General features: G+C 44.3%; 18 protein-coding genes. 14 read left to right on the forward strand and 4 right to left on the reverse strand.

Features of this window, described 5'->3' with window-relative positions; genetic code table 11:
• Positions 1 to 623 precede the first annotated feature (623 nt).
• The 3 genes from AB1K83_RS15750 to AB1K83_RS15760 all read left to right on the forward strand — a co-directional run bounded on the left by AB1K83_RS15750 (position 624) and on the right by AB1K83_RS15760 (position 4,133).
• Entirely contained in the window at positions 624 to 2,345 is a 1,722-nt protein-coding gene (locus tag AB1K83_RS15750; RefSeq protein WP_413059173.1) for a sulfate adenylyltransferase, read from the forward strand.
• Positions 2,346 to 2,494: 149 nt separating this feature from the next.
• Positions 2,495 to 2,923 carry a MarR family winged helix-turn-helix transcriptional regulator gene (locus AB1K83_RS15755; RefSeq protein ID WP_413059174.1) on the forward strand — a complete coding sequence of 143 codons (429 nt, stop codon included), beginning with the start codon at positions 2,495 to 2,497 and terminating at the stop codon, positions 2,921 to 2,923.
• Positions 2,924 to 2,927: 4 nt separating this feature from the next.
• Entirely contained in the window at positions 2,928 to 4,133 is a 1,206-nt protein-coding gene (locus tag AB1K83_RS15760) for an MFS transporter (RefSeq protein ID WP_413059175.1), read from the forward strand.
• 28 nt (positions 4,134 to 4,161) lie between these two features.
• Here the strand turns inward: AB1K83_RS15760 and AB1K83_RS15765 are convergent, their stop codons facing one another.
• The gene (locus AB1K83_RS15765; protein ID WP_413059176.1) at positions 4,162 to 4,575 is read right to left on the reverse strand and encodes a DUF4395 domain-containing protein; all 414 of its coding nucleotides are present in this window, start codon (positions 4,573 to 4,575) and stop codon (positions 4,162 to 4,164) included.
• 260 nt (positions 4,576 to 4,835) lie between these two features.
• Complete coding sequence (locus tag AB1K83_RS15770; protein WP_413059177.1) at positions 4,836 to 5,423, reverse strand: hypothetical protein; 588 nt, start codon at positions 5,421 to 5,423, stop codon at positions 4,836 to 4,838.
• A gap of 250 nt (positions 5,424 to 5,673) precedes the next feature.
• Between AB1K83_RS15770 and AB1K83_RS15775 the strand changes: the two genes are divergently transcribed.
• The 4 genes from AB1K83_RS15775 (at position 5,674) to AB1K83_RS15790 (ending at position 10,608) form a co-directional block, all read left to right on the forward strand.
• A complete protein-coding gene (locus tag AB1K83_RS15775) occupies positions 5,674 to 6,189 on the forward strand; it encodes a hypothetical protein (RefSeq protein WP_413059178.1) in 516 nt (171 codons plus the stop codon).
• A 214-nt stretch (positions 6,190 to 6,403) separates the two neighbouring features.
• Positions 6,404 to 8,611: an S-layer homology domain-containing protein gene (locus tag AB1K83_RS15780; RefSeq protein WP_413059179.1), complete on the forward strand. Its 2,208-nt coding sequence runs from the start codon at positions 6,404 to 6,406 to the stop codon at positions 8,609 to 8,611.
• Positions 8,612 to 8,804: 193 nt separating this feature from the next.
• A complete protein-coding gene (locus tag AB1K83_RS15785) occupies positions 8,805 to 10,361 on the forward strand; it encodes an ABC-F family ATP-binding cassette domain-containing protein (protein WP_413059180.1) in 1,557 nt (518 codons plus the stop codon).
• A 91-nt stretch (positions 10,362 to 10,452) separates the two neighbouring features.
• Positions 10,453 to 10,608, forward strand: a complete 156-nt coding sequence (locus tag AB1K83_RS15790; protein WP_413059181.1) for a hypothetical protein — start codon at positions 10,453 to 10,455, stop codon at positions 10,606 to 10,608.
• A gap of 93 nt (positions 10,609 to 10,701) precedes the next feature.
• Here the strand turns inward: AB1K83_RS15790 and AB1K83_RS15795 are convergent, their stop codons facing one another.
• Positions 10,702 to 11,811 (reverse strand): nitric oxide synthase oxygenase, encoded by a 1,110-nt coding sequence (locus AB1K83_RS15795; RefSeq protein WP_413059182.1) that lies wholly within the window; start codon positions 11,809 to 11,811, stop codon positions 10,702 to 10,704.
• 452 nt (positions 11,812 to 12,263) lie between these two features.
• On the opposite strand from AB1K83_RS15795, the gene AB1K83_RS15800 reads away from it, so the two are divergent.
• From AB1K83_RS15800 to AB1K83_RS15830, 7 genes are all read left to right on the forward strand, one after another.
• Positions 12,264 to 12,980 (forward strand): hypothetical protein, encoded by a 717-nt coding sequence (locus AB1K83_RS15800; RefSeq protein ID WP_413059183.1) that lies wholly within the window; start codon positions 12,264 to 12,266, stop codon positions 12,978 to 12,980.
• 94 nt (positions 12,981 to 13,074) lie between these two features.
• Positions 13,075 to 13,818 carry an RNA polymerase sigma-I factor gene (sigI, locus tag AB1K83_RS15805; RefSeq protein ID WP_413059184.1) on the forward strand — a complete coding sequence of 248 codons (744 nt, stop codon included), beginning with the start codon at positions 13,075 to 13,077 and terminating at the stop codon, positions 13,816 to 13,818.
• Positions 13,815 to 14,879 carry a hypothetical protein gene (locus AB1K83_RS15810; RefSeq protein ID WP_413059185.1) on the forward strand — a complete coding sequence of 355 codons (1,065 nt, stop codon included), beginning with the start codon at positions 13,815 to 13,817 and terminating at the stop codon, positions 14,877 to 14,879. Before sigI ends, AB1K83_RS15810 begins: the two co-directional genes overlap by 4 nt.
• Positions 14,880 to 15,573: 694 nt before the next feature.
• Positions 15,574 to 15,765 carry a hypothetical protein gene (locus AB1K83_RS15815; protein ID WP_413059186.1) on the forward strand — a complete coding sequence of 64 codons (192 nt, stop codon included), beginning with the start codon at positions 15,574 to 15,576 and terminating at the stop codon, positions 15,763 to 15,765.
• A gap of 375 nt (positions 15,766 to 16,140) precedes the next feature.
• The gene (locus tag AB1K83_RS15820) at positions 16,141 to 16,857 is read left to right on the forward strand and encodes a (Fe-S)-binding protein (protein ID WP_413059187.1); all 717 of its coding nucleotides are present in this window, start codon (positions 16,141 to 16,143) and stop codon (positions 16,855 to 16,857) included.
• A 19-nt stretch (positions 16,858 to 16,876) separates the two neighbouring features.
• Positions 16,877 to 18,304 carry a LutB/LldF family L-lactate oxidation iron-sulfur protein gene (locus tag AB1K83_RS15825; RefSeq protein WP_413059188.1) on the forward strand — a complete coding sequence of 476 codons (1,428 nt, stop codon included), beginning with the start codon at positions 16,877 to 16,879 and terminating at the stop codon, positions 18,302 to 18,304.
• Complete coding sequence (locus AB1K83_RS15830; protein WP_413059189.1) at positions 18,304 to 19,023, forward strand: LutC/YkgG family protein; 720 nt, start codon at positions 18,304 to 18,306, stop codon at positions 19,021 to 19,023. Before AB1K83_RS15825 ends, AB1K83_RS15830 begins: the two co-directional genes overlap by 1 nt.
• Before the next feature lie 61 nt (positions 19,024 to 19,084).
• Here AB1K83_RS15830 and AB1K83_RS15835 read toward each other — a convergent pair whose 3' ends face one another.
• Positions 19,085 to 19,846, reverse strand: coding sequence for a collagen-like protein (locus tag AB1K83_RS15835; protein WP_413059190.1), 762 nt, complete (start codon positions 19,844 to 19,846; stop codon positions 19,085 to 19,087).
• Positions 19,847 to 19,881 lie beyond the last annotated feature (35 nt).

Below are 19,881 nucleotides of genomic sequence, written 5' to 3' on the forward strand. Positions count from 1 at the left end.
CAAGATAGACATAACCAAACATTCGATCGTTTTTTATTTAGTTTACGATTTCCCCCTTTGCCATCCAATATTCGGGTCTGTTCCTTTGCCGTAGGGTGTCCATCGTGTTGAGAGCAGTGACCCCTCTGCCTGAACACAACAATAGCAAAAGAAAATAACAAGTGGGTGACAATCTGTTAACAAGTTGATTGGAAATATTAACCTTCAGTTACAAACCATTAACAGTTAGAAAAGGGAATAAATGATTATATCCAGGGGCTTTTCCATTAGCATTTGCAATTTAATTTCCTGGGCAGAGGTAGGAAAGTTCCGAAAATTGAATCGGGTGTCCGAAAGTTATTCAAATAGAATGACATATTTGCATGCTTCAGTTTATCTTTTTGTAACAAAACAAATATGGTAGAAATTCTTGATATATAAATAGCGGAATGGAAAATACGTTTCCTGCTTTTCTCTTTATTACTATTGCTCAATAGCTATTAGAAACACTCTATATATACATAAATTTAATTTTTCGGAAGTGTTTGACTTTTGTTATTTGGAAGGGTACATTCAAATTATGCAGTTTGTTTTTCCATTTGTAGATATGCTGAACAACCATTTTTGATTGAGGGGGAAACGAGATGTTAAATGTTTCAGAGAAGAGTAGATTTTCCGATTACCCACAGCAGCCACATGGAGGCAAATTAATCAACAAAGTTGTGATAGGTGAAGAGCGGGAGGCGGAGATGATCCGCGCCAGAGAGTTGCCGACCATCATGGTGGATATGGAAGCGATCATTACGCTAGAAATGATTGCGACAGGCGTATTATCACCGAACGAAGGGTTTATGAATGAAGCAGATTACAAATCTGTTCTGACAACCGGCCGTTTGGTGAATGGTGTGATTTGGCCTGCTCCACTTAGTTTTGCACCGATTGGGAATCGCAATAAGGAGATCATTCAGAAGCTGTCCGTCGGCGAGGAAGTAGCCCTGGCAGATGAAAACAATGAGCCGGTTGCGATTCTCCAAATCGAGGATATCTTTAAATATGATAAAGAATTTCGTGCTTCCAACCTATTTGGGACGACCGATCGGAACCACCCCGGCGTTGATGCGATTTATCGGCGGATGGGAGATGTCGCTTTAGGCGGACCGATTCGCTTATTGCGCCGAATCGATTGGGGACCGTTTGAAAAGCTTCGTTTGGAACCGAAAGATACATGGCATACATTTTATGAAGAAAAGAAATTCCGTTCAGCCGCTGGGTTTATTACAGGAGCTAATCCTTTGCACCGAGGGCATGAATATATCCATAAAAATGCGTTGGAAGAAATTGATGGCTTGCTTCTTCAGCCTTTGGTGGAGATGGCAAAGCGTGAGTATACGCGCCACGAGTTCCGAATGCTGTCGTACCGCAGTGTGCTGGACACGTATTACCCAAAAGGCCGATCTATTTTGGCGCCACTACGTGTCACTTATATTTTCGCAGGTCCCCGCGAAACGGTGCTGCATGCCTTGATTATGAAAAACTATGGTTGCACCCATGCGCTTATTGGCCGAGATCATGCGGGAATAGGCGATTATTATGATAAGTATGCTAGCCACAGTATTTTTGATGATTTCAAACCGGAAGAGCTCGGCATCGACGTACGGCTATTTCACGAGGTCTTTTATTGCACCCGTTGTGATGCGCCGGCAACGACTCAATCGTGCCCGCATGATGATAGATATCGCATTAATATATCTGGCACGGGAATCCGGGAAATGCTTCGGCATGGCATCATGCCTCCAAAAGAAATCGTCCGTCCGGAATCGGCGCGGATTGCCATCCAAGGAATTCAGCCAAAAGGATTGGATGAAAATGAAAGCGCTATCTCACCGGTCGGTAAAACAATCAAGAGCATGTTCCCGTTCTACTTGGAGAGAACGAGATTGGGTGGAGCGATGCGGAAGAAGCCGTTGACCATCGAAGACCTGACGAATCTGGATTTGGAAATGGTCAACTTGGACGTCCGAGCTAATGCCGATCGGGTGTACCAGGATATCTTTGAAGAATACAGTAATGTCGGCGACACGAACCGCAACCTGCAGCCAGATTGGATTTCAGACGCCCGTGAATCCTTGCGTAAGCAACAGCAAATGGTCATTTCTGACTTGGAGGAAAAAGTGGGGCAAGCTCCAACAACCGCATCCGACGAATTCATGTATCAAGACAAAGAAGAAGCAAAGCGCGAATTGGAAGTCGCCAAACAGATTCTTGAGGATATTCCAAAAGATCTCCGGTCGGATGATATTAAATACCGGACGTGGAACGTCTTGCCTTATCGCCGTTACCGCGGTAGTGATGAGCCAACTGAATAACTGAAAGAAAAACATCCATCAAGCGGATTGCTGATGGATGTTTTTTGTTGTTTAACGGAGAGTGTAGTGCAAGGTTGCCCTAAATTTTCATATGTATTATACTATTATTTAGTTTCACGAACTAACAATAAGTGATGGAGTGTATTGATTTGAAACCACATAAGCAATTATTTTATGAATATGCAATGTTGCATCGTCCCTATATGAATCAATTAAATGCGCAGTTGGCATTGTTCCATTTATCTGTGCCGCATTGGCTTATAATGAGGGTTCTTTATCATGAAGGGGACCATACCATAAGCCAGCTTTCAGAGAAGCGGAATGTAGAGAAGCCGACGACAACAAAGATGGTTCAACGTTTGGAGGAGCTTCAATTGGTGGAGGCGCGCTCGGGAAGTGATCGGCGGATGAGGAATATCCATTTGACGGAACAGGGAAGGGAAGTGAGCCGGCAAGTAGAGGAGAAGTTAAGCCGTTACCAGGAGAAGTTGCTGGAAGGCGTTTCCGAAGAGGAGCAGCTTCTGGTCGCTCGAGTGCTACGAGAAATTTCAAGGAAAATTACCATAGATAAAGGATGAGATTATGGAGAAAGAGAAGTTATGGACGAAGGATTTTATTATAATCTCGATCGTGAATTTTGTGTTAATGCTTTCGATGTATCTTCTATTGGTAACGATGGCGACCTACGCAACGGAACGATATGGGGCTAGTGCCAGCACCGCAGGTCTAGTTGCGAGCATTTTCATTCTCGGTGCCATGGTCGGTCGGTTGTATGGAGGCAGTCAGATTGTAAAATTGGGAAGCAAGAAGATGTTAATTTTCGGTATCGCTTTTTTTGTGTTGATTACAGTTTTTTACTTCATACCTGGGAATATCTATTTTCTTATTGCCATCCGCTTTTTACATGGCGTCGGCGTTGGGGTGGCGACCACCGCTACAGGTACCATGATAGCCCAAGTGATTCCGCCCAGTAGAAGTGGAGAAGGTATTGGCTATTTCAGTTTAAGTGCTGTCTTATCGACCGCCGTTGGTCCGTTGATCGGTTTACTGCTCATTGATTTGGCCGGTTATACGAGTATCTTCATCTTTTCACTAGCGATGGGTGCTGTTAGTCTCCTCATTTCCCTTCCTGTTCGGGCGCCTCAAATCAGATATAAGCAACAAGCAGAAAAGAAAGGTTTTGCTTGGGCGAACTTCTTCGAACCTGCAGCTTTGCCCATCTCGATTGTCATGCTGGTCATCGGTCTTGCGTACTCGGGGATATTGTCATTTGTCACGGCATATGCACAGGAACTTAACTTAGTGAAAGCGGGAAGTTTTTACTTTTTGGTTTATGCCATTATGATTTCCCTGTCCCGCCCGTTTACTGGAAAGTTGATGGATGCCAAGGGGGGCAACAGCGTGGCATACCCGGCACTCGCTTTATTTGCGCTAGGCATGTGGGTGTTAAGTCAAGCCGATTCCACTTTTGCGTTTCTTGTCGCTGCAGCGGTAATTGGATTGGGCTACGGGAATTTCCAGTCATGTTCACAAGCGCTTGCCATTAAAGTCACGCCGCCTCATCGGATGGGCTTGGCCAACTCCACTTATTTTATTTGTCTTGATTTAGGCTTGGGATTAGGCCCTTTTCTATTAGGATACTTGGTCCCCGCATTTGGCTACAGTGGATTGTACGGTTCCCTCGTCGGTGTTATCGTTGTAGGCATCTTGGTGTATCATATGCTTCATGGTCGAAGAGATAAGGAGATTTATCAATTGGATCAATCCGCTCAAGCTGTACAAAAATAAAAACCAGTTTTCCAAGAGAAACTGGTTTTTACGCTTTATTTTGACGATAGCGCCACTGTTGGTATTGGAACCGGAAAAAGCAACCGACACAAAAGCCAAGGATGGCAATGAATGCAGCCAGGCCAACCATGACGGTGGCCACGTTGAATCCGATAGGCCAACCGAGTACAAAACTTCCAGTTGCAAGTAATAGGAAACCAACCGCCAGCCATTGGTTAAATCGCAGCTGATCATAGTCTTCTTGTTTATATAGTGGGAGTGGCTTTGTCAGAAATCGTTTGGTGAAAGCTAAGATCGGATGGAATCCGGTTAACAAACTAGTTAGATTCGCGACGAGTGGAATGAGAAGGATCCAAGCGGATTGGGTGAGCAATGCAAGCAGAGCGGCAATGACAATGGTCCACTGATTCACCATTACAAGCGGCTTAGGAATTGTTTTCATGTTTAAAACCTACTATTCTAATTAGATTTTATTTCATTATATGTATTATCAAGCAAAAAGTAAATCGGGAAGTATGTGAGGTATTAAGGTTTATTTTGTAGATAAGCATACTCTAGATCTGATTTAGATGAGCGAGAGAAACGCTTAAATGTCTATCATCTACTGGCACGGGATTTGTTCGCGTAAGGGCCAGGGAATTCATTTGCTCGCATTCATGCCTGGCGGCTTACATAAAGCGCCAGGATTTTTATTAAGTTCCGTCACTCCTCCGTTTCTTTTCTGTTCTCTTCCATCACCTTTTCAATTTCTTTCATTTCTTCATGATACTGTTCTTCTACGTCACTTGTTGCGGGAATGATTGGCTCGGTATTGTAATCGACCCGCTTCCCGTAGCGCAGCATTTCATAAATGATCATGCCATTATTCGGCTTGCCATTCAATGTGATCATGGGAATCGTATCAAAGAGAACGTAATAGAACGCATAAAAAATTAAACGCTCCCAAAACGTCTTATACTCCTGAAGCATCCCATTGGCTATTAGCGCATTAAGGGTTACAGCAAGAGTGAGGTTGATCAAAATAGGCCCTGCATAAATCGAAATATAAGCAAACCTACTTTCTCTCTTCAATGAGTCGTAGGAAAACCAACTATACACATGATAATATTTGCGGAGATCGAACATTCCTATTTTAAGAAGCCGAGGACCTGATCCGATGGTCAGGCGCGGGTTCCTCACCCCAAAAATTCCACTAATGATCAAATAACCGGCCTCCCTCAAAAAGATGACAACAGGCAGGATGATAAATGCTGAAATAATCAATGCAAATAAATCTGAAAGTCCAAACATTTTAAATCTCCTTCCTGGATTCAAGCCTTACCTACTAAATTACCCTTTGAAAGGAGGATGGAACCTTCTAAGTTTTGTCACCCCCGCTTCGGCTAATCTTTATAAGGAGCCGGCGTTGGGTGAAGATTGTATAAATGGCATATAGGGATGGTGAATAATTGAATTAATTGGTAAAGTGGCATTGTGGTGTAAATTATGGTGAGTAATTGAGTAGAGGTACATTAACCTTATCTATATCGGAGGAATCGACATGTATGATCCAACTATATTCGATAATTTAAAAGTTGCGTTTGAAAATCATGTGTATGATTTAGACACTATTGAACGTAAAATAACGATCACAAACCGGATGGATCGAATGGACTTTGCCATTCTCACCCGGGAGTTTGCCATTCAATTTACACTTGTCGATTCACAAGAGGTGGTAGCTGAAATTGGCTTACAGGCTTCCTTGCAAGACTTAGCTGGGGAAATATTAGAGGTCTCCGAGGGAAATATAGGGTGCTCTTTGTCCTTAGGCTTTACCAAGCAAGTCCATGATGTAGCTATCCAGTGCGAGGAAATCGAGCAAGCGCTCTACGCTATTTGGGAAAATGAAATCCAAGTTACGCAAACACTGAGCCACGTGTATCCACAGAAAACGTCGAGTTACGTAAACACCATCGAAGTGAAATTCAAACTTAAAATTAATGAAGAGCATATGGGTGAGATTGCGGACTTTCTCGATCACGTGCTAAAAACAGTGGATGTACTATTGGAAATATAGGTGCAAATATAGGTGCAAATATAGGTGCCAGGCACTCAAACAATCATGATTGTTTATACAATAATGTTTTTTTGAGTAACAAAGTGGACATGTTTTCGCGGCTGAATTCATACAATTTGTAGTGCAACTAGTTGATGATGGAGAGAAATACTATTATTAACAATTTGCCGAAAATAAAGTATACTTAATAGACTACGAACTTAGGGGGATGGATTTGGAAAAATTAAAGAAAATCAGTACGTTGCTCACGTGTTCTACTCTATCTTTTGTAATGTTGGCATCGACGGCAAATGCCTCGACTCCAGTGGACGAGCACTCTCAAAAAGTGCATATTCAAATTGCTGCTAAGGATTTGGAGTTTAGCAAGAATGATTTGATTCAAAAGTTTCGGGCCCTGTTTCCCAATCAGTTTACTTTCTTGTCGGACCGCGACTTCCAAATGAGCGGGGGTCATATGTATCCTGATGATGACACAGTCCGTTATTCCCTTCATTTTTCAAAGGCGATCAACGGCAAGCAAGTGCATGGCAGTGTCGGGTTTGTTGGAGAAGCTTTAGAGGTGGAGTATTTTTCTTATCAACCTCCGAATGTAGCGGACGCTTTATTTCCTGCAAAAGTATCTAAAGACGAGGCAAAGAAAATAGCGATTGATTTCATGAAGAGCATTCCATCAGAAGAAGAGTATAGATTCGAAACAGATGCGTATCATTATTATCCTCACAGAATCCTGACGGAGCCTATCCGGTACTCGTTTACTTTTGCCCGTACGAAAGATCAAGTAGCCATTGCCGATCAACAATTGATGGTAACCGTCCTGGGGAATGGCGAGGTCGTCGAATTTTATAGGAATCAAATTAGAAAAGGACCGGTTACGTTTGACGATATGACACAAGCTATGAATGAAAAGAACGTGTTACAAAAAATCAAAGACAACCTCTCAGTTGATTTGTATTATTTCATCAATATGGATTACCAAACAGGGGAACGCAATGTTGATCTCGTCTACCAACCAAGAACAAGGAATATTCATGCCCTATCAGGCAAGTGGCAAACGGCAAACGGCTATTCGACAGAGCTTCCTAAGAAAACAGAAATTAAAAAAATTGTGAACGAGCCGCTACCTCCAAGACAAGAGGGAATGACTAAAGAAGAAGCGCGAAAACTCGCGGAACAAATTCTGGCAAGTCAATCCGATAAAGTAAAGCTAACTATACAATCGATCGAAGACATGAAAAATTATAATGGCCAAGAAGTGTATAGTATCCACTATATGTATATGTATAAAAACGGCGGGTATGGATCCAATTTAGAAATCAATAAACAGACAGGAGAAATTACACAACACCATAATATGTCGGATCAAATGTTGGAGGAGGTTGGAGAGGAACCAGATAAAGGAAAGCCGATCTCCCATGAAGAAGCGCTTACTTCCGCAATTGATTATTTGAAAGAATGGACTCCTTCCTATTTGCATAATTATGCTTATCCTTTGGAAGAAGCCAATTTTGACGAGAGATCGGGTGTATATTATTTCTCTTTCCCGCGTATTGTAAATGGGATCGCTGTCATGGGAGATCAAATTAGCGTAACCATCGGTCCTAAAGGCACATTAAACAGCCTGTCCGTGAATTATACAGAGGAAGAGAATTGGCCATCCGTCGATCAAGTCATCTCGGAAAAAGAGGCATTGGCAATCTTTAAAGATGCACTGGATGTCAAATTGAATTATACGAAAAAAGAAGAGACACAGCATTATGACCTTGTGTATGCTCCTGTCTTCCAAGACCAACCGTTCAGTTCTTTGAATGCCAATACTGGAAAGTGGAATAGCTTGCCGGGTAGTGCAAATTCAATTGTGGTTAAACACCCTTGGGCGGAAGAGGAACTGAATTACTTGCTGAATGCGAAAATTTTACAAGTAAAAGATGAGAAGAATTTTAATGGAGATGCTTCCGCTACTAAAGGCGAAGCCTTAAAGGTAATTGTCAATTCCCTGACGTATTTCTACGCGGACAGATACGGGAGTCCGGAAAATCAAAATCAAACGTTTGAAAATATCACACCCGAACATCCAATGTATCAAGTGGTTGAACACGCTGTAAGAATGGGCCTCATCCAATCAGACCAGAAGCGTTTTGACGTGGATAAGCCTGTCACACGGGAAGAACTGGCAGTCTGGTATATTCGCGTGTTAGGACTTGAACAAGCAGCAAAACATAGTAACATCTACAAACTCGACATTGCGGATGCCGACCAGGTTGGCGCAGGATACGAAGGCTATGTCGCATTGGCACACTCCTTGGGCTTGCTCCGGGCTGAAAAGGGATACTTTAAGCCGGATCAGGAGGTATCCTATGCCGAATTGGCGGTTACCGTCATTCGACTTGCCCATGAAATGTCTGAAAAAAGGTATGCTTGGTGACAGTAACATAAACAATTAATAGTGCCAGTCACCCAAATAATCGTGTATGTTCAAACAAACGTGAAAGTTTAAACTTTCACGTTTGTTTTCGTGCCAGGCCCCTATTTGGATCTCCTTGGTTTTTTATCTGTCCTTGGGCAGATAATCCGGATATAATAGGAGCAATCTGAGTGAAGGAAAAGGTGTACAACATATGGGATTATTAACTGTTAAAAATTTAAGCCATGGCTTCGGGGATCGTGCGATTTTCGAGGATGTGTCTTTTCGTTTATTGCAAGGGGAACGGATTGGATTGATTGGGGCGAATGGAGAAGGAAAATCCACGTTCATGAACATCATCATCCGCAAGTTGGAGCCGGATGCGGGAACGGTCACTTGGGCGAAACGGGTGCGGGTCGGCTACCTAGATCAGCATGTCGTGTTGAAACAAGGGATGAGCATCCGGGACGTCTTGCGGACTGCCTTTCAATATTTATACGATCTAGAGGCAGAAATGAATACGCTATTCGCCAAAATGGCGGAAGTCGAGGCGGATGAACTAGAGGCCCTCTTGGAAGAGACTGGCCAGATGCAGGATGAATTGACAAACCGAGATTTTTATATTATCGACTCCAAAGTGGATGAAGTGGCCAACGGACTCGGGCTGGATGAATTCGGCCTCGACCGGGACGTCCATGATTTGAGTGGAGGGCAGCGGACGAAAGTGTTGCTCGGTAAGTTATTGCTGGAGAAACCGGATATCCTCCTTCTCGATGAGCCGACGAACTATTTGGATGTGGAGCATATCGAGTGGCTGCGGAACTATTTACAGAACTACGACAATGCGTTCATCTTAATTTCCCACGACATCCCGTTCCTGAATAGTGTCGTCCAATTGATTTATCATATGGAAAATCAGCAAATCACGCGTTACCCTGGTGATTATGACGAGTTCCTGAGAGTCTATGAGATGAAGAAGCAGCAGTTGGAGGCCGCTTATAAGAAACAGCAGAAGGAAATTGCCCATTTGAAAGATTTCGTCGCCCGCAATAAAGCGAATGCGGCCACGAGCCGGATGGCGATGTCCCGGCAAAAGAAGCTCGATAAAATGGATGTCATTGAATTAGATGCGGAAAAGCCGAAGCCGCATTTCGATTTCAAACTGGCTCGGACGCCGGGACGATTCCTGTTCCAAACGGATGGTTTAGTGATCGGATATAACGAACCATTATCGAAAGAATTGAATCTGACGATGGAACGGGGCCAGAAGATTGCGTTGTCAGGTGCGAACGGTATTGGAAAGACGACGTTGTTGCGAAGCATTCTAGGCGAAATCCCATCACTCGCCGGCTCCGTCGAACTTGGGGAGCATTTGGAAATCGGGTATTTCGAGCAGGAGAGCAAGACGGAAAATAACCGCACTTGCCTCGAAGAGATTTGGGAAGAGTTCCCTCATTTCACGCAATACGAAGTGCGTGCTGCATTGGCTCGCTGCGGCTTGACGACTAAACATATCGAAAGCAAGGTAAAAGTGTTAAGTGGCGGCGAGCGGGCAAAAGTGCGCCTCTGTAAGTTGATCAATCGGGAAACGAATTTGCTTGTCCTTGACGAACCGACGAACCATTTGGACCAAGATGCGAAAAATGAATTAAAAAGAGCGTTAACAGAATACAAAGGAAGCGTCCTGCTCATTTCCCATGAGCCTAATTTTTATGAAGGGCTTGTCTCAGATGTGTGGAACGGAGAAACGTGGACGACCAAGGTCTTTTAACCAAGCACTCCTTCTTCAGTCAACTTGTTCCTGTTTTGATTCGAAATAAATGGGAATAATACGAGTAAAGGAACAGGAGGAGTGCTGAACCATGAGCAAAAGTTATGCAGGCGACAAAGATGGATTCAATAAAAATCCTCAAGATGCGGCGGGCATGGCGAATGATGCCGCTCGAAAAGCTGAACAGCGAGTAGAGGAAATCAAAAGAGAAGCTGCAAATGAAGTGAAAAAACAACAAGGTCAATAAATGAAAAAACCGGAGGAACCCCAGTGAATTGGGGGGTCTCCGGTTTTAGTTTGTATGGCTTTTTGCACTACAGCTTACACAATTGGCACCTATTCAGATATTAATTTCATCAGGATCCTTTTGATAAAAATAATTAGGCGTGAGGATATCATTGTTATAAGGTTTATGAAATATATGAGTAGTGGCAGGGGAAAGTGGCGGAATGAGCCATGTCCAATTCCCTGTTACAGCCCTACCGCATTCTCGTTCTCTTTTTTCAAAACTCTTAAATTGTTTCGCGGCGGTATGGTGGTCGACAAGCGTAACCCCCGCTTCTTGATAGGAATGCAGAACAGCAATATTTAATTCAACCAACACCTTATCTCTCCACAGCGAACGATTGGACCTCGTATCCAATCCCATTAGCTCCGCAATTTTTGGCAGTAGGTTGTAACGATCCGGATCCGCTAAGTTTCTCGCCCCGATTTCGGTCCCCATATACCATCCATTAAATGGAGCCATAGGATACTCAATGCCACCGATGTCCAGGCGCATATTTGAAATGATAGGAACCGCATACCATTTCACATCGAGATGACCCACCTCCTCTAGTTCTGGATGAATAATCGGTACTTCTTTGACGATTTCTTTTGGTAGTTCAAATAGTTTAGGTGTCTTTCCATGCTCTTGAATCACTAAAGGAAGAATATCGTATGGTGTTTTTTCACCTTGCCATCCAAGTTGCTCACACATTTTTGTCAGTTGGATGGATGTCGAATCGCCAATTATCGAATTCCCATCTTCATATCCGGCATACCGGATTAATTGATGGTTCCAAATCCGAATCGGATCAATTCCCTCTTTTCTTGGAGCGAAAACCGTTATGGTCGAGCGAATATCACCATCGTTTGTTGCAAACTGTATATGATTCACCAGTTTTTCAAAAGCATCTTCAGCCGTTTCCACATCCCGTTCGTCAAACACGTGCAACGTATCCCATAGGAGACGACCAATGCAGCGGTTGCTGTTGCGCCAAGCCATTTTGGCCCCATGCTCTATTTCAAAACGTTTGTGGGTATAAGACCCGGTTATCAGAATTTCCTCTGATATTTCTTCAACTCGTTTCAGTTGTATTTCTTTGGATAAGCCAATTTCTTCGTAACAAGTATGTATAAATTGGATGGCTTCCTGTAGTAAGACGTTATTTTTAATAGATAGCACCATAAATGACCCCTCCATAGGTTGAGTGTAACATTGTTATCTCGTGAATAAATTAAGTAAATTAGCCGATTTGTTGAACTTTTATGAATGCCTGTCCTTGGTAGAAGGTCTGAATGAGAACCATGGAATGCGGCGGGTATGGCGAATGATGCCGCTCGAAAAGCGGAACAACGAGTAGAGGAAATCAAAAAAGAAGCTGCAAATGAAGTGAAAAAAACAGGCTAATAAATTAAAAATACGCCGGAGAGGGAAACCTCCTCCGGTGTTTTTTTGGTATCCCAATTCTTCTAGAATCCCCCTCTAATACACGAAGTTCCCACGCCCCAGCAACTTGAACTCTGCTATCCTTGAAGAAATAATATAGAATTTTTCTCACCGACCCCCTCAAAATGAAAAGACCTCACGAATAACTGGTTGTCCACATAGGACCAGAATAACAATGAGGTGATGGAATCATGCAAAAGAAGTGGAGAAAAACAGGTGCAGCGATTTTGATCGCAGGACTTACTGTAACAGGGACAGGCTATGCGTTAGCGACTGAAAAAGCGGAAGAACCAATTGATCTAGATCAACTTAACGCTGATCCAGAGGCAGTTGTAATAGAAATGCCACCCGTTACAGTAGGAACATCCGATAAAGAAGAAGTTGTATTGGATGAAGAAATTGTAACCGATGAAGAAGATACAAATGGTGAGGAAGGCACGGATAAAGATGAAGTTAGCAAAGAGGATGAGGTCACAGAAAACGAAAGTGATCTGCCGGAAATTCCTGAAGGCTATACAGCCGGCAATCTGGCTGCCCTTGCCAAAGCATATGAAAATGTACAAAACCCAACAGCCAAAGAATCCATTAAACGAAATATGGAGCGTTCCATCGCGAAATGGGAAAGCAAGCAGCCGGTGACAGAAACTCCAGAGCAACCTGAATCGGAAGAAAAAGAACAACCTAAAAAGGAAACTCCTGAACAGCCAGTTGTGAAAGAGCCGGTGAAGGAAGAAAAACCAGTAAAAGCAAAACCAGCTAAATCCCCACAAGCGGAATTGAATGCAAAACATAAAGAAGAAAAAGAAGAATTGAAAGCAGCTCAAAAAGCGGAGCGCGAAGCGTTGAAAGCGGAACGCAAAGCTGAAAAAGAAAAACAGAAACAAGAGAAAAAAGAGAACAAACAGTAATAGATAGTGTCAAACTGAGACACTAAGCTTTTCATTACCCATTGCTCCCATTACAATCATAAGCAGTCGGATCTGGTGGGAACGGAGGATACCTATGCTTTTGTCTATCATACGAGGAATATTCAATAAGAAGTCCGATACAGCATTGAATGAGCTTGTATTGAAGGCAAAAAGTGGCGATGGGAAGGTGATGGACGACCTTCTCATCGCATTTACTCCGTTCATGAAGAAAACCGCTTCTTTCGTGTGCAAACGGTTCATTGACGAGCATGATGACGAGTTCAGTATTGCGATGAGCGGGTTCCATGAAGCCGTCGTAGCGTTTGATCCGAATCGTGATGCGTCGTTAACAACATTTTCACATTTGATAATGCAGAGGCGCCTGGTCGACCATATTCGAAAAGAGGCGGCCCGGAACGAATCGGTCCAGTTATTGAAAGAGGAAGATTCCAATCAACAACAATACGTTTTCGAACAAACTTCTATTGACTCATTTTCCAAAGAGCAACAAGATAGGGAGCGGCGTGAAGAACTGCTGGAATACGCGAAGTTGCTGACGGAATATGACTTGTCATTCGATGAATTGACAAACTGTGCCCCGAAGCATGCAAAATCCAGGAAGGTAGCATTTCAGATTGCCCAAATCATTGCGGAAACTCCTGATTTCTATCAATATGTAACCGAAAATAAAAAGCTGCCCATTAAAGAATTGGAAGAGATCGTTGAAGTATCCAGGAAAACGATCGAGCGACATAGAAAATATATTATCGCTGTAACGCTATTGCTCCAAAGCCAATTCGTTTACATAAAAGAATATATCAAAGGGGAACTCCTATGAGGCGCATACACAGAGGCATTGTTTGCGAAAAGAAAAGTAAATATACCGTGTTCCTGACGAATCAAGGTGACTTTTTACGAGGCATCCCCATTGGAACTACGCCAAAGATTGGTGAGGAATCCGAGTTTCACCTAATTTCTACAGCGACTTCTCCCTTGAGGAAAGGAAAGTTGCGATTCGTTGGGGCCGCTCTCGTCGCTGCTTTGTTCTTCTTGTTCATCGTAGCCTCTTTGATTTCCCCTGATGATGAAGTGATGGCGTATGTCCAATTGGAAACCGACAATGCAATGGAGCTCGGTGTGAATGAAGAGGGCGAGGTCATATCCTTGCGATATTTGGATGATACATCGGATGCTACGGATGAGTGGGGAAAGAAATCCGTCCCTATCCGTGACGTGTTGGATCAGGTTGCGAAGAGTACGTCGAGCCTCGGTGAAAAACAAATTATTGCCACTACCATTATCGTAAATCAGGAAAGTGGACATCAAGCGAAAAAAGTGATTGGAAGTGCTCTCCACGACATGCAGACGACCCACAAAGACTTGAAGTGGAAAGTTGGGGAAAGCACTGTGGAAGAAAGAGAGCTTGCCAATCAAAAAGGAATGTCCATCCAAAAGTTCAACAAAAACGAACAAGCTCCTTCTCGGAAGGAAAAGAAACCATCCTCAGAAATGGGGCCTCCTCAGAAATCAGAATCGGTGCCAAGTCAACAGCAAACAGAGTCACCTAAATCGAAAACGGGCTCAACTATTCCGATAAACGGAAAACACCACGGCAAAGAAACACAACAGAAGCCCAATGAACGGATAGAAAATAAATCAGAAAAAGCTGTAACGGCACCAAAACATCCTGGAAATTCAGGGCAGGGAAAAAAAGAAAAGCAAACCCCGGCACCGAAAGAAAAACCTGAAACTCCCGGATCAGAGAAAAAAAGCGAGAACGGGAAGAGGCAAAACCCGGCGTCCGACAAGGATCAGGATAGCAAAAGCTTTTCCAACCATCCAAAAGAAAAAGCAGATAAACCGGAAACAAGCAAGAGTCAGGGAAACAACGGCAACTGACAGAGACCGAAGGAGAGTCACTCCTTCGGTCTTTTCCATTTCGCATAATATCCTACTTGCCAACTCCAATTGCCATGTAATTTAAAATTTTGAGAAAGGTATTGACTATTGGAAATTAATAATGGTATGTTTGAAAGGAAGAAAATTCAAATTTAGAGTGGAGGTACGGAAAATGATGTTCACAATGACAGTTACATCAAAACTTTATATTGTTCCGTGCCAATCCAGCAACATGTAATAAAAGAATCTACCGGGAATGGCATGTTTGCCGTTCTTTTTTATTAAGCACACGCTTATCATGAAGAGCGTGTGCTTTTTGTGTCTTCATTAAGTGGAAGAATCGGGTGTTTACACGCGTTTGCGTGTGGCATAAATAACAAAAGGAAAAGGAGTGCTGAGAATGGTGACGAGACAGCAACGAAAAATCTTAAAAAAAGAATCGAAAGAAGATGGATAGCGCGAAGGGGAGGCGGTCTCCCCGTCAGAACATTGTATCCCAAAGCCACGGGATGACTCCCGTGATGGAGCCCATCAAATAACCGTTAGGAGGAATTCAAATGACCACACCGATTGTTCATCAACCAGAAGTTCAACGGATTCACCCATTACAAAAAGAGTTTCCGGTGAAGCGAAAGAGGCGAAGGAGCGAGCTTTTCCTCTAAACGCCCATTGGATTCCCGAAAAGGAGAAACCAATGTTACAAGATATAGAAGTGGTGAAACAGCACCAACAGGATATGATAGCAGAAATTCGGGGTTATCAGGCAGAGCGCCAACAATCATTCAAGAACCAAGCGTCAAGACAATCTATATTAAGAATCATCTTGTCCCTTTTCTCGAAAGGCCGACAAGCCAAAAAGCGCACATTCCGCAATGCGGCTAAATAATTAAATCGAGCGGCACTTTTAAATATCACCGTGGAATAAAAGGCAATCAAGGCTTCTCATGAGTGGTTTTCACTTGTGGGAAGTTTTTTTTATAACAATTCCCTGACCCCCTTCTCGCTTCACAACGTTTTCTTCCGCCCTCGAAACGTTTCCGTTCCACTTCCCAACGGCCACAATAAACCTCTAAACGCTTATCTCCAACTTTACAACGGTACCGTCCAAATTCAAACGTATCATTCCCACCTCTCAACATTCCCTACCCCCATCTCCTATTGAGCACTGCTATTCGCGGTGTTACTATTAAACTAAGACACTCGGAATTCGGGAGGTCGTGATAATGCCGAAGCGTTATCAAGTAGAAGGGAGATGTCTCAAATGAAGGTGACCCTTTTTGCCACATGTTTAGTAGATATGTTTCAGACGAATGTGGGCAAGGCGACTGTGGAGTTGTTGGAACGCCTTGGCTGTATGGTTGAGTTTCCGGAGTCGCAAGTGTGCTGCGGACAACCTGCGTATAATTCAGGTTATGTGAAAGATTCCAAAGAAGCGATGAAGAAAATGATTGATACGTTCCGAGATGCGGAAGTGATTGTCTGTCCTTCTGGATCCTGTGCCTATATGTTTCATGAGTATCAACATATTTTCAAAGGGGACCCGGTATGGGAACCGAAGGCGAAAAAGTTGGCAGACAAAACGTATGAATTGACGGAATTTATTGTCGATGTCCTAAAAACGGAAGATGTTGGAGCCCGTTTAAATGGGAAGGCGACGTACCATACGTCCTGTCATATGACGAGGTTGCTTGGAGTGAGAGAAGCACCGATCAAATTATTGCAACATGTCAAAGGGTTGGAATTTACTGAACTGCCGAACAAGCATCAATGCTGCGGCTTCGGCGGAACGTTTTCGGTGAAGATGGCACAGATTTCGGAGCAGATGGTAGATGAAAAAGTGCAACATGCCGAAGAGACAGAAGCGGATTATTTAATCGGGGCTGATGCGGGTTGCTTGATGAATATCGGCGGACGGATGGAACGGGTCGGCGCTCCATTGAAAGTCCTGCATATTGCTGAAGTGTTGAATAGCCGATGAAACAGGAGGTGTGTTGATAATGCCAATGAAAATTGGAACGGACGGCTTTAAAGAGAGAGTTGATTCGGGAATTCAGGATGATTTCATGCGAGGAGCGGTTGCCGCAGCGCAAGATCGTCTGGAAAATAGGCGGCTTGCCGCGGCAGAGGAGCTCGGGAATTGGGAAGACTGGCGTTCCTTGGGTGAGGAAATCCGCCAGCATGTGTTGGAGAATCTCGATTATTATTTGCACGAGTTGAGCGAGAATGTGGCGAAACGAGGCGGCCATGTCTTTTTTGCGGAAACGGCTGAGGAAGCCAATCGATATATTGTAGAAGTTGCCCAAAAGAAGCAGGCTAAAAAAATCGTCAAATCGAAATCGATGGTGACGGAAGAGATCGATTTGAATGCGAACTTGGAGAGGGCAGGATGCGAAGTCATCGAAACCGATTTGGGCGAGTATATTTTGCAAGTCGATGACCATGACTCCCCATCCCATATTGTGGCCCCGGCCATTCATAAAAATAAAGAACAAGTACGCGATGTTTTTACTGAAAAATTGGACTATCAAGGAACAGAGAAAGTAGAAGAACTGACGCTGCATGCTCGTAAAATGTTGCGGGAAGATTATTTGACAGCGGATATCGGTATTACGGGCTGTAATTTCGCGGTCGCCGAAACGGGTTCCATTTGTTTGGTGACGAATGAAGGGAATGCGGACTTATCGACAGCTTTGCCAAAAACGCAAATTACGGTCATGGGGATGGAGCGGCTTGTCCCGACGTTTGAAGAGTTGGAAGTGCTCGTCGGTTTATTATCCAGAAGTGCGGTCGGACAAAAGTTGCCGAGTTATGTGACCGTGCTGACTGGTCCGAAAGGCGAAGGCGACGTAGATGGTCCGGAAGAATTTCACCTGGTCATTGTCGACAACGGCCGATCGGATATATTAGGAAGCGAATTCCAGTCGATTCTCCAATGTATCCGTTGTGGGGCATGTGCCAATATTTGTCCGGTTTACCGGCATGTCGGCGGCCATTCGTACGGATCTATCTACTCAGGTCCGATTGGCGCTGTACTATCTCCGCTACTTGGCGGCTATGACGATTATAAAGAATTGCCGTACGCTTCTACATTATGCGGGGCGTGCACGGAAGTCTGCCCGGTGAAAATCCCGCTCCACGACTTGCTGCACCAACATCGGCAAGTCATTGTTGAGAAGGAAGGAAGGGCGCCGATCTCGGAAAAACTCGCAATGAAGGCATTCGGTTTAGGAGCGGCTTCTCCTGCGCTCTATAAAATGGGTTCCAAATTTGCGCCTACGGCAATGAACCCTTTCACAGCGGGAGATAAAATATCCAAAGGGGTTGGTCCTTTGAAAGCATGGACGGAAATCCGGGAGTTCCCAGCTCCGAATAAAGAGCGGTTCCGCGACTGGTTCAAAAACCGCCCGAAAGGAGATGACGAATAATGACCGGAACAATCCAGAATCGGGACAAATTCCTCGGCAAGCTGGCCAACCGCCTTGGACGGGATTCGGTGGTGACCCATGTGGAGCTCCCTCAATGGAGCTACCGCCCACAGGACGCTATTTTACAAGACGCAACGAAAGATGAATTGCTGGAAGTGTTGAAAACCCAATGTCTCGTCATCCATACCGATTTGGTGACGACCGCATTGGCAGAGTTGCCCGGGAGGCTTCATCAAGTCGTTACGGATTATGGCGGCGGTCCTGTCGTTACGTGGAAAGACGAGAGATTCGAGAAGTTCGGCTTAAATCCGTTATTCAATAAAACGTGGCCTGCTGAAAACATCGACCTACATGTGTGGAACCCCGAACAAGGTGAAGCGAATATCCCGTTCGCGGAGCAGGCCAATGTCGGCATTACAATCAGTGATATAACGTTGGCTGAATCAGGTACCGCAGTTTTATTCAGCGAGCCGAATAAGGGGCGTACCGTCAGCTTTTTACCAATGAAGTCCGTCATCCTCATTCCCAAAAGCACACTCGTGCCACGGATGACCCAAGCGGCCCGTATAATCCGGGAACGAACGAAGAACGGTGACCAAATGGCATCGTGCATTAATTTTATCACCGGTCCGAGCAATTCCGCCGATATCGAGATGATTCTCGTCGTCGGCGTCCATGGCCCGGTGAATGCAACGTATATTGTAATAGAAGATTTATGAAGTAAAAAACATCCTGTCAGTTTGAACCTGGCAGGATGTTTTTACCTCTGTCCGCTATCCGCTATCCAATTCGCATTAGTTGTAAACTGGCCATTTTATAGCTGCAATGTTCCTGTAATTCTGCGATCAGTTTGACGATATCTCCTTCTTGCAAGGATACTAGCTGAGTGGTTGTCAATGTCGTTGAATGTAAAGATTCCGTTACGGATGAATGGATATGGACGTGATCATTAATTTGCACCTGAAATTTTGAGGGGATGCAGCTTATAATTTTCGATTCCAGAACAACGGAATAGCTAATTTGGAAAATGCCGTCCTTCAAGACTTGTAATCCATCGCGAACGACTTTGATGTCTTGCAACGGTCCTGCAATCCGGAAATGGACAGTACCTGATTCCGAGCTTCTTGTTGTTGTATAGGCATATCCATATGTCGTATCAAACGTACCGGCAGGTCCTCGTTCCCCTTGCGGTCCGACTGGTCCTTCTTCACCTTGATGTCCCCGGGGTCCCCGTTCGCCGCGTTCTCCTTGTGGCCCCATGGGTCCTTGCTCACCTTGAGGTCCGCGAGGCCCCCTTTCCCCTCGTTCCCCTATTTCACCCCGATCCCCTTTCTGGCCCGGCTCTCCTTCCAGTCCCGGATATCCTCGAGGTCCCCGTTCTCCCCGGTCTCCTTTTGGCCCGGGTGGACCTTGTTCCCCTTTCGGGCCGGGACATCCTCGTTCCCCTTGTGGTCCTTGATAGCCACGCGGGCCTCTCCTTCCTCTTTTTTCAGTACTGCAATGGCAGAATATATCTTCATTGCATTTTGGACACCGCTCCATTATATTTCCTCCTTTCCCAGTTGTGTTTCTGATTG

It is taken from the genome of Sporosarcina sp. 179-K 3D1 HS (assembly GCF_047228905.1).
Lineage (GTDB): Bacteria > Bacillota > Bacilli > Bacillales_A > Planococcaceae > Sporosarcina.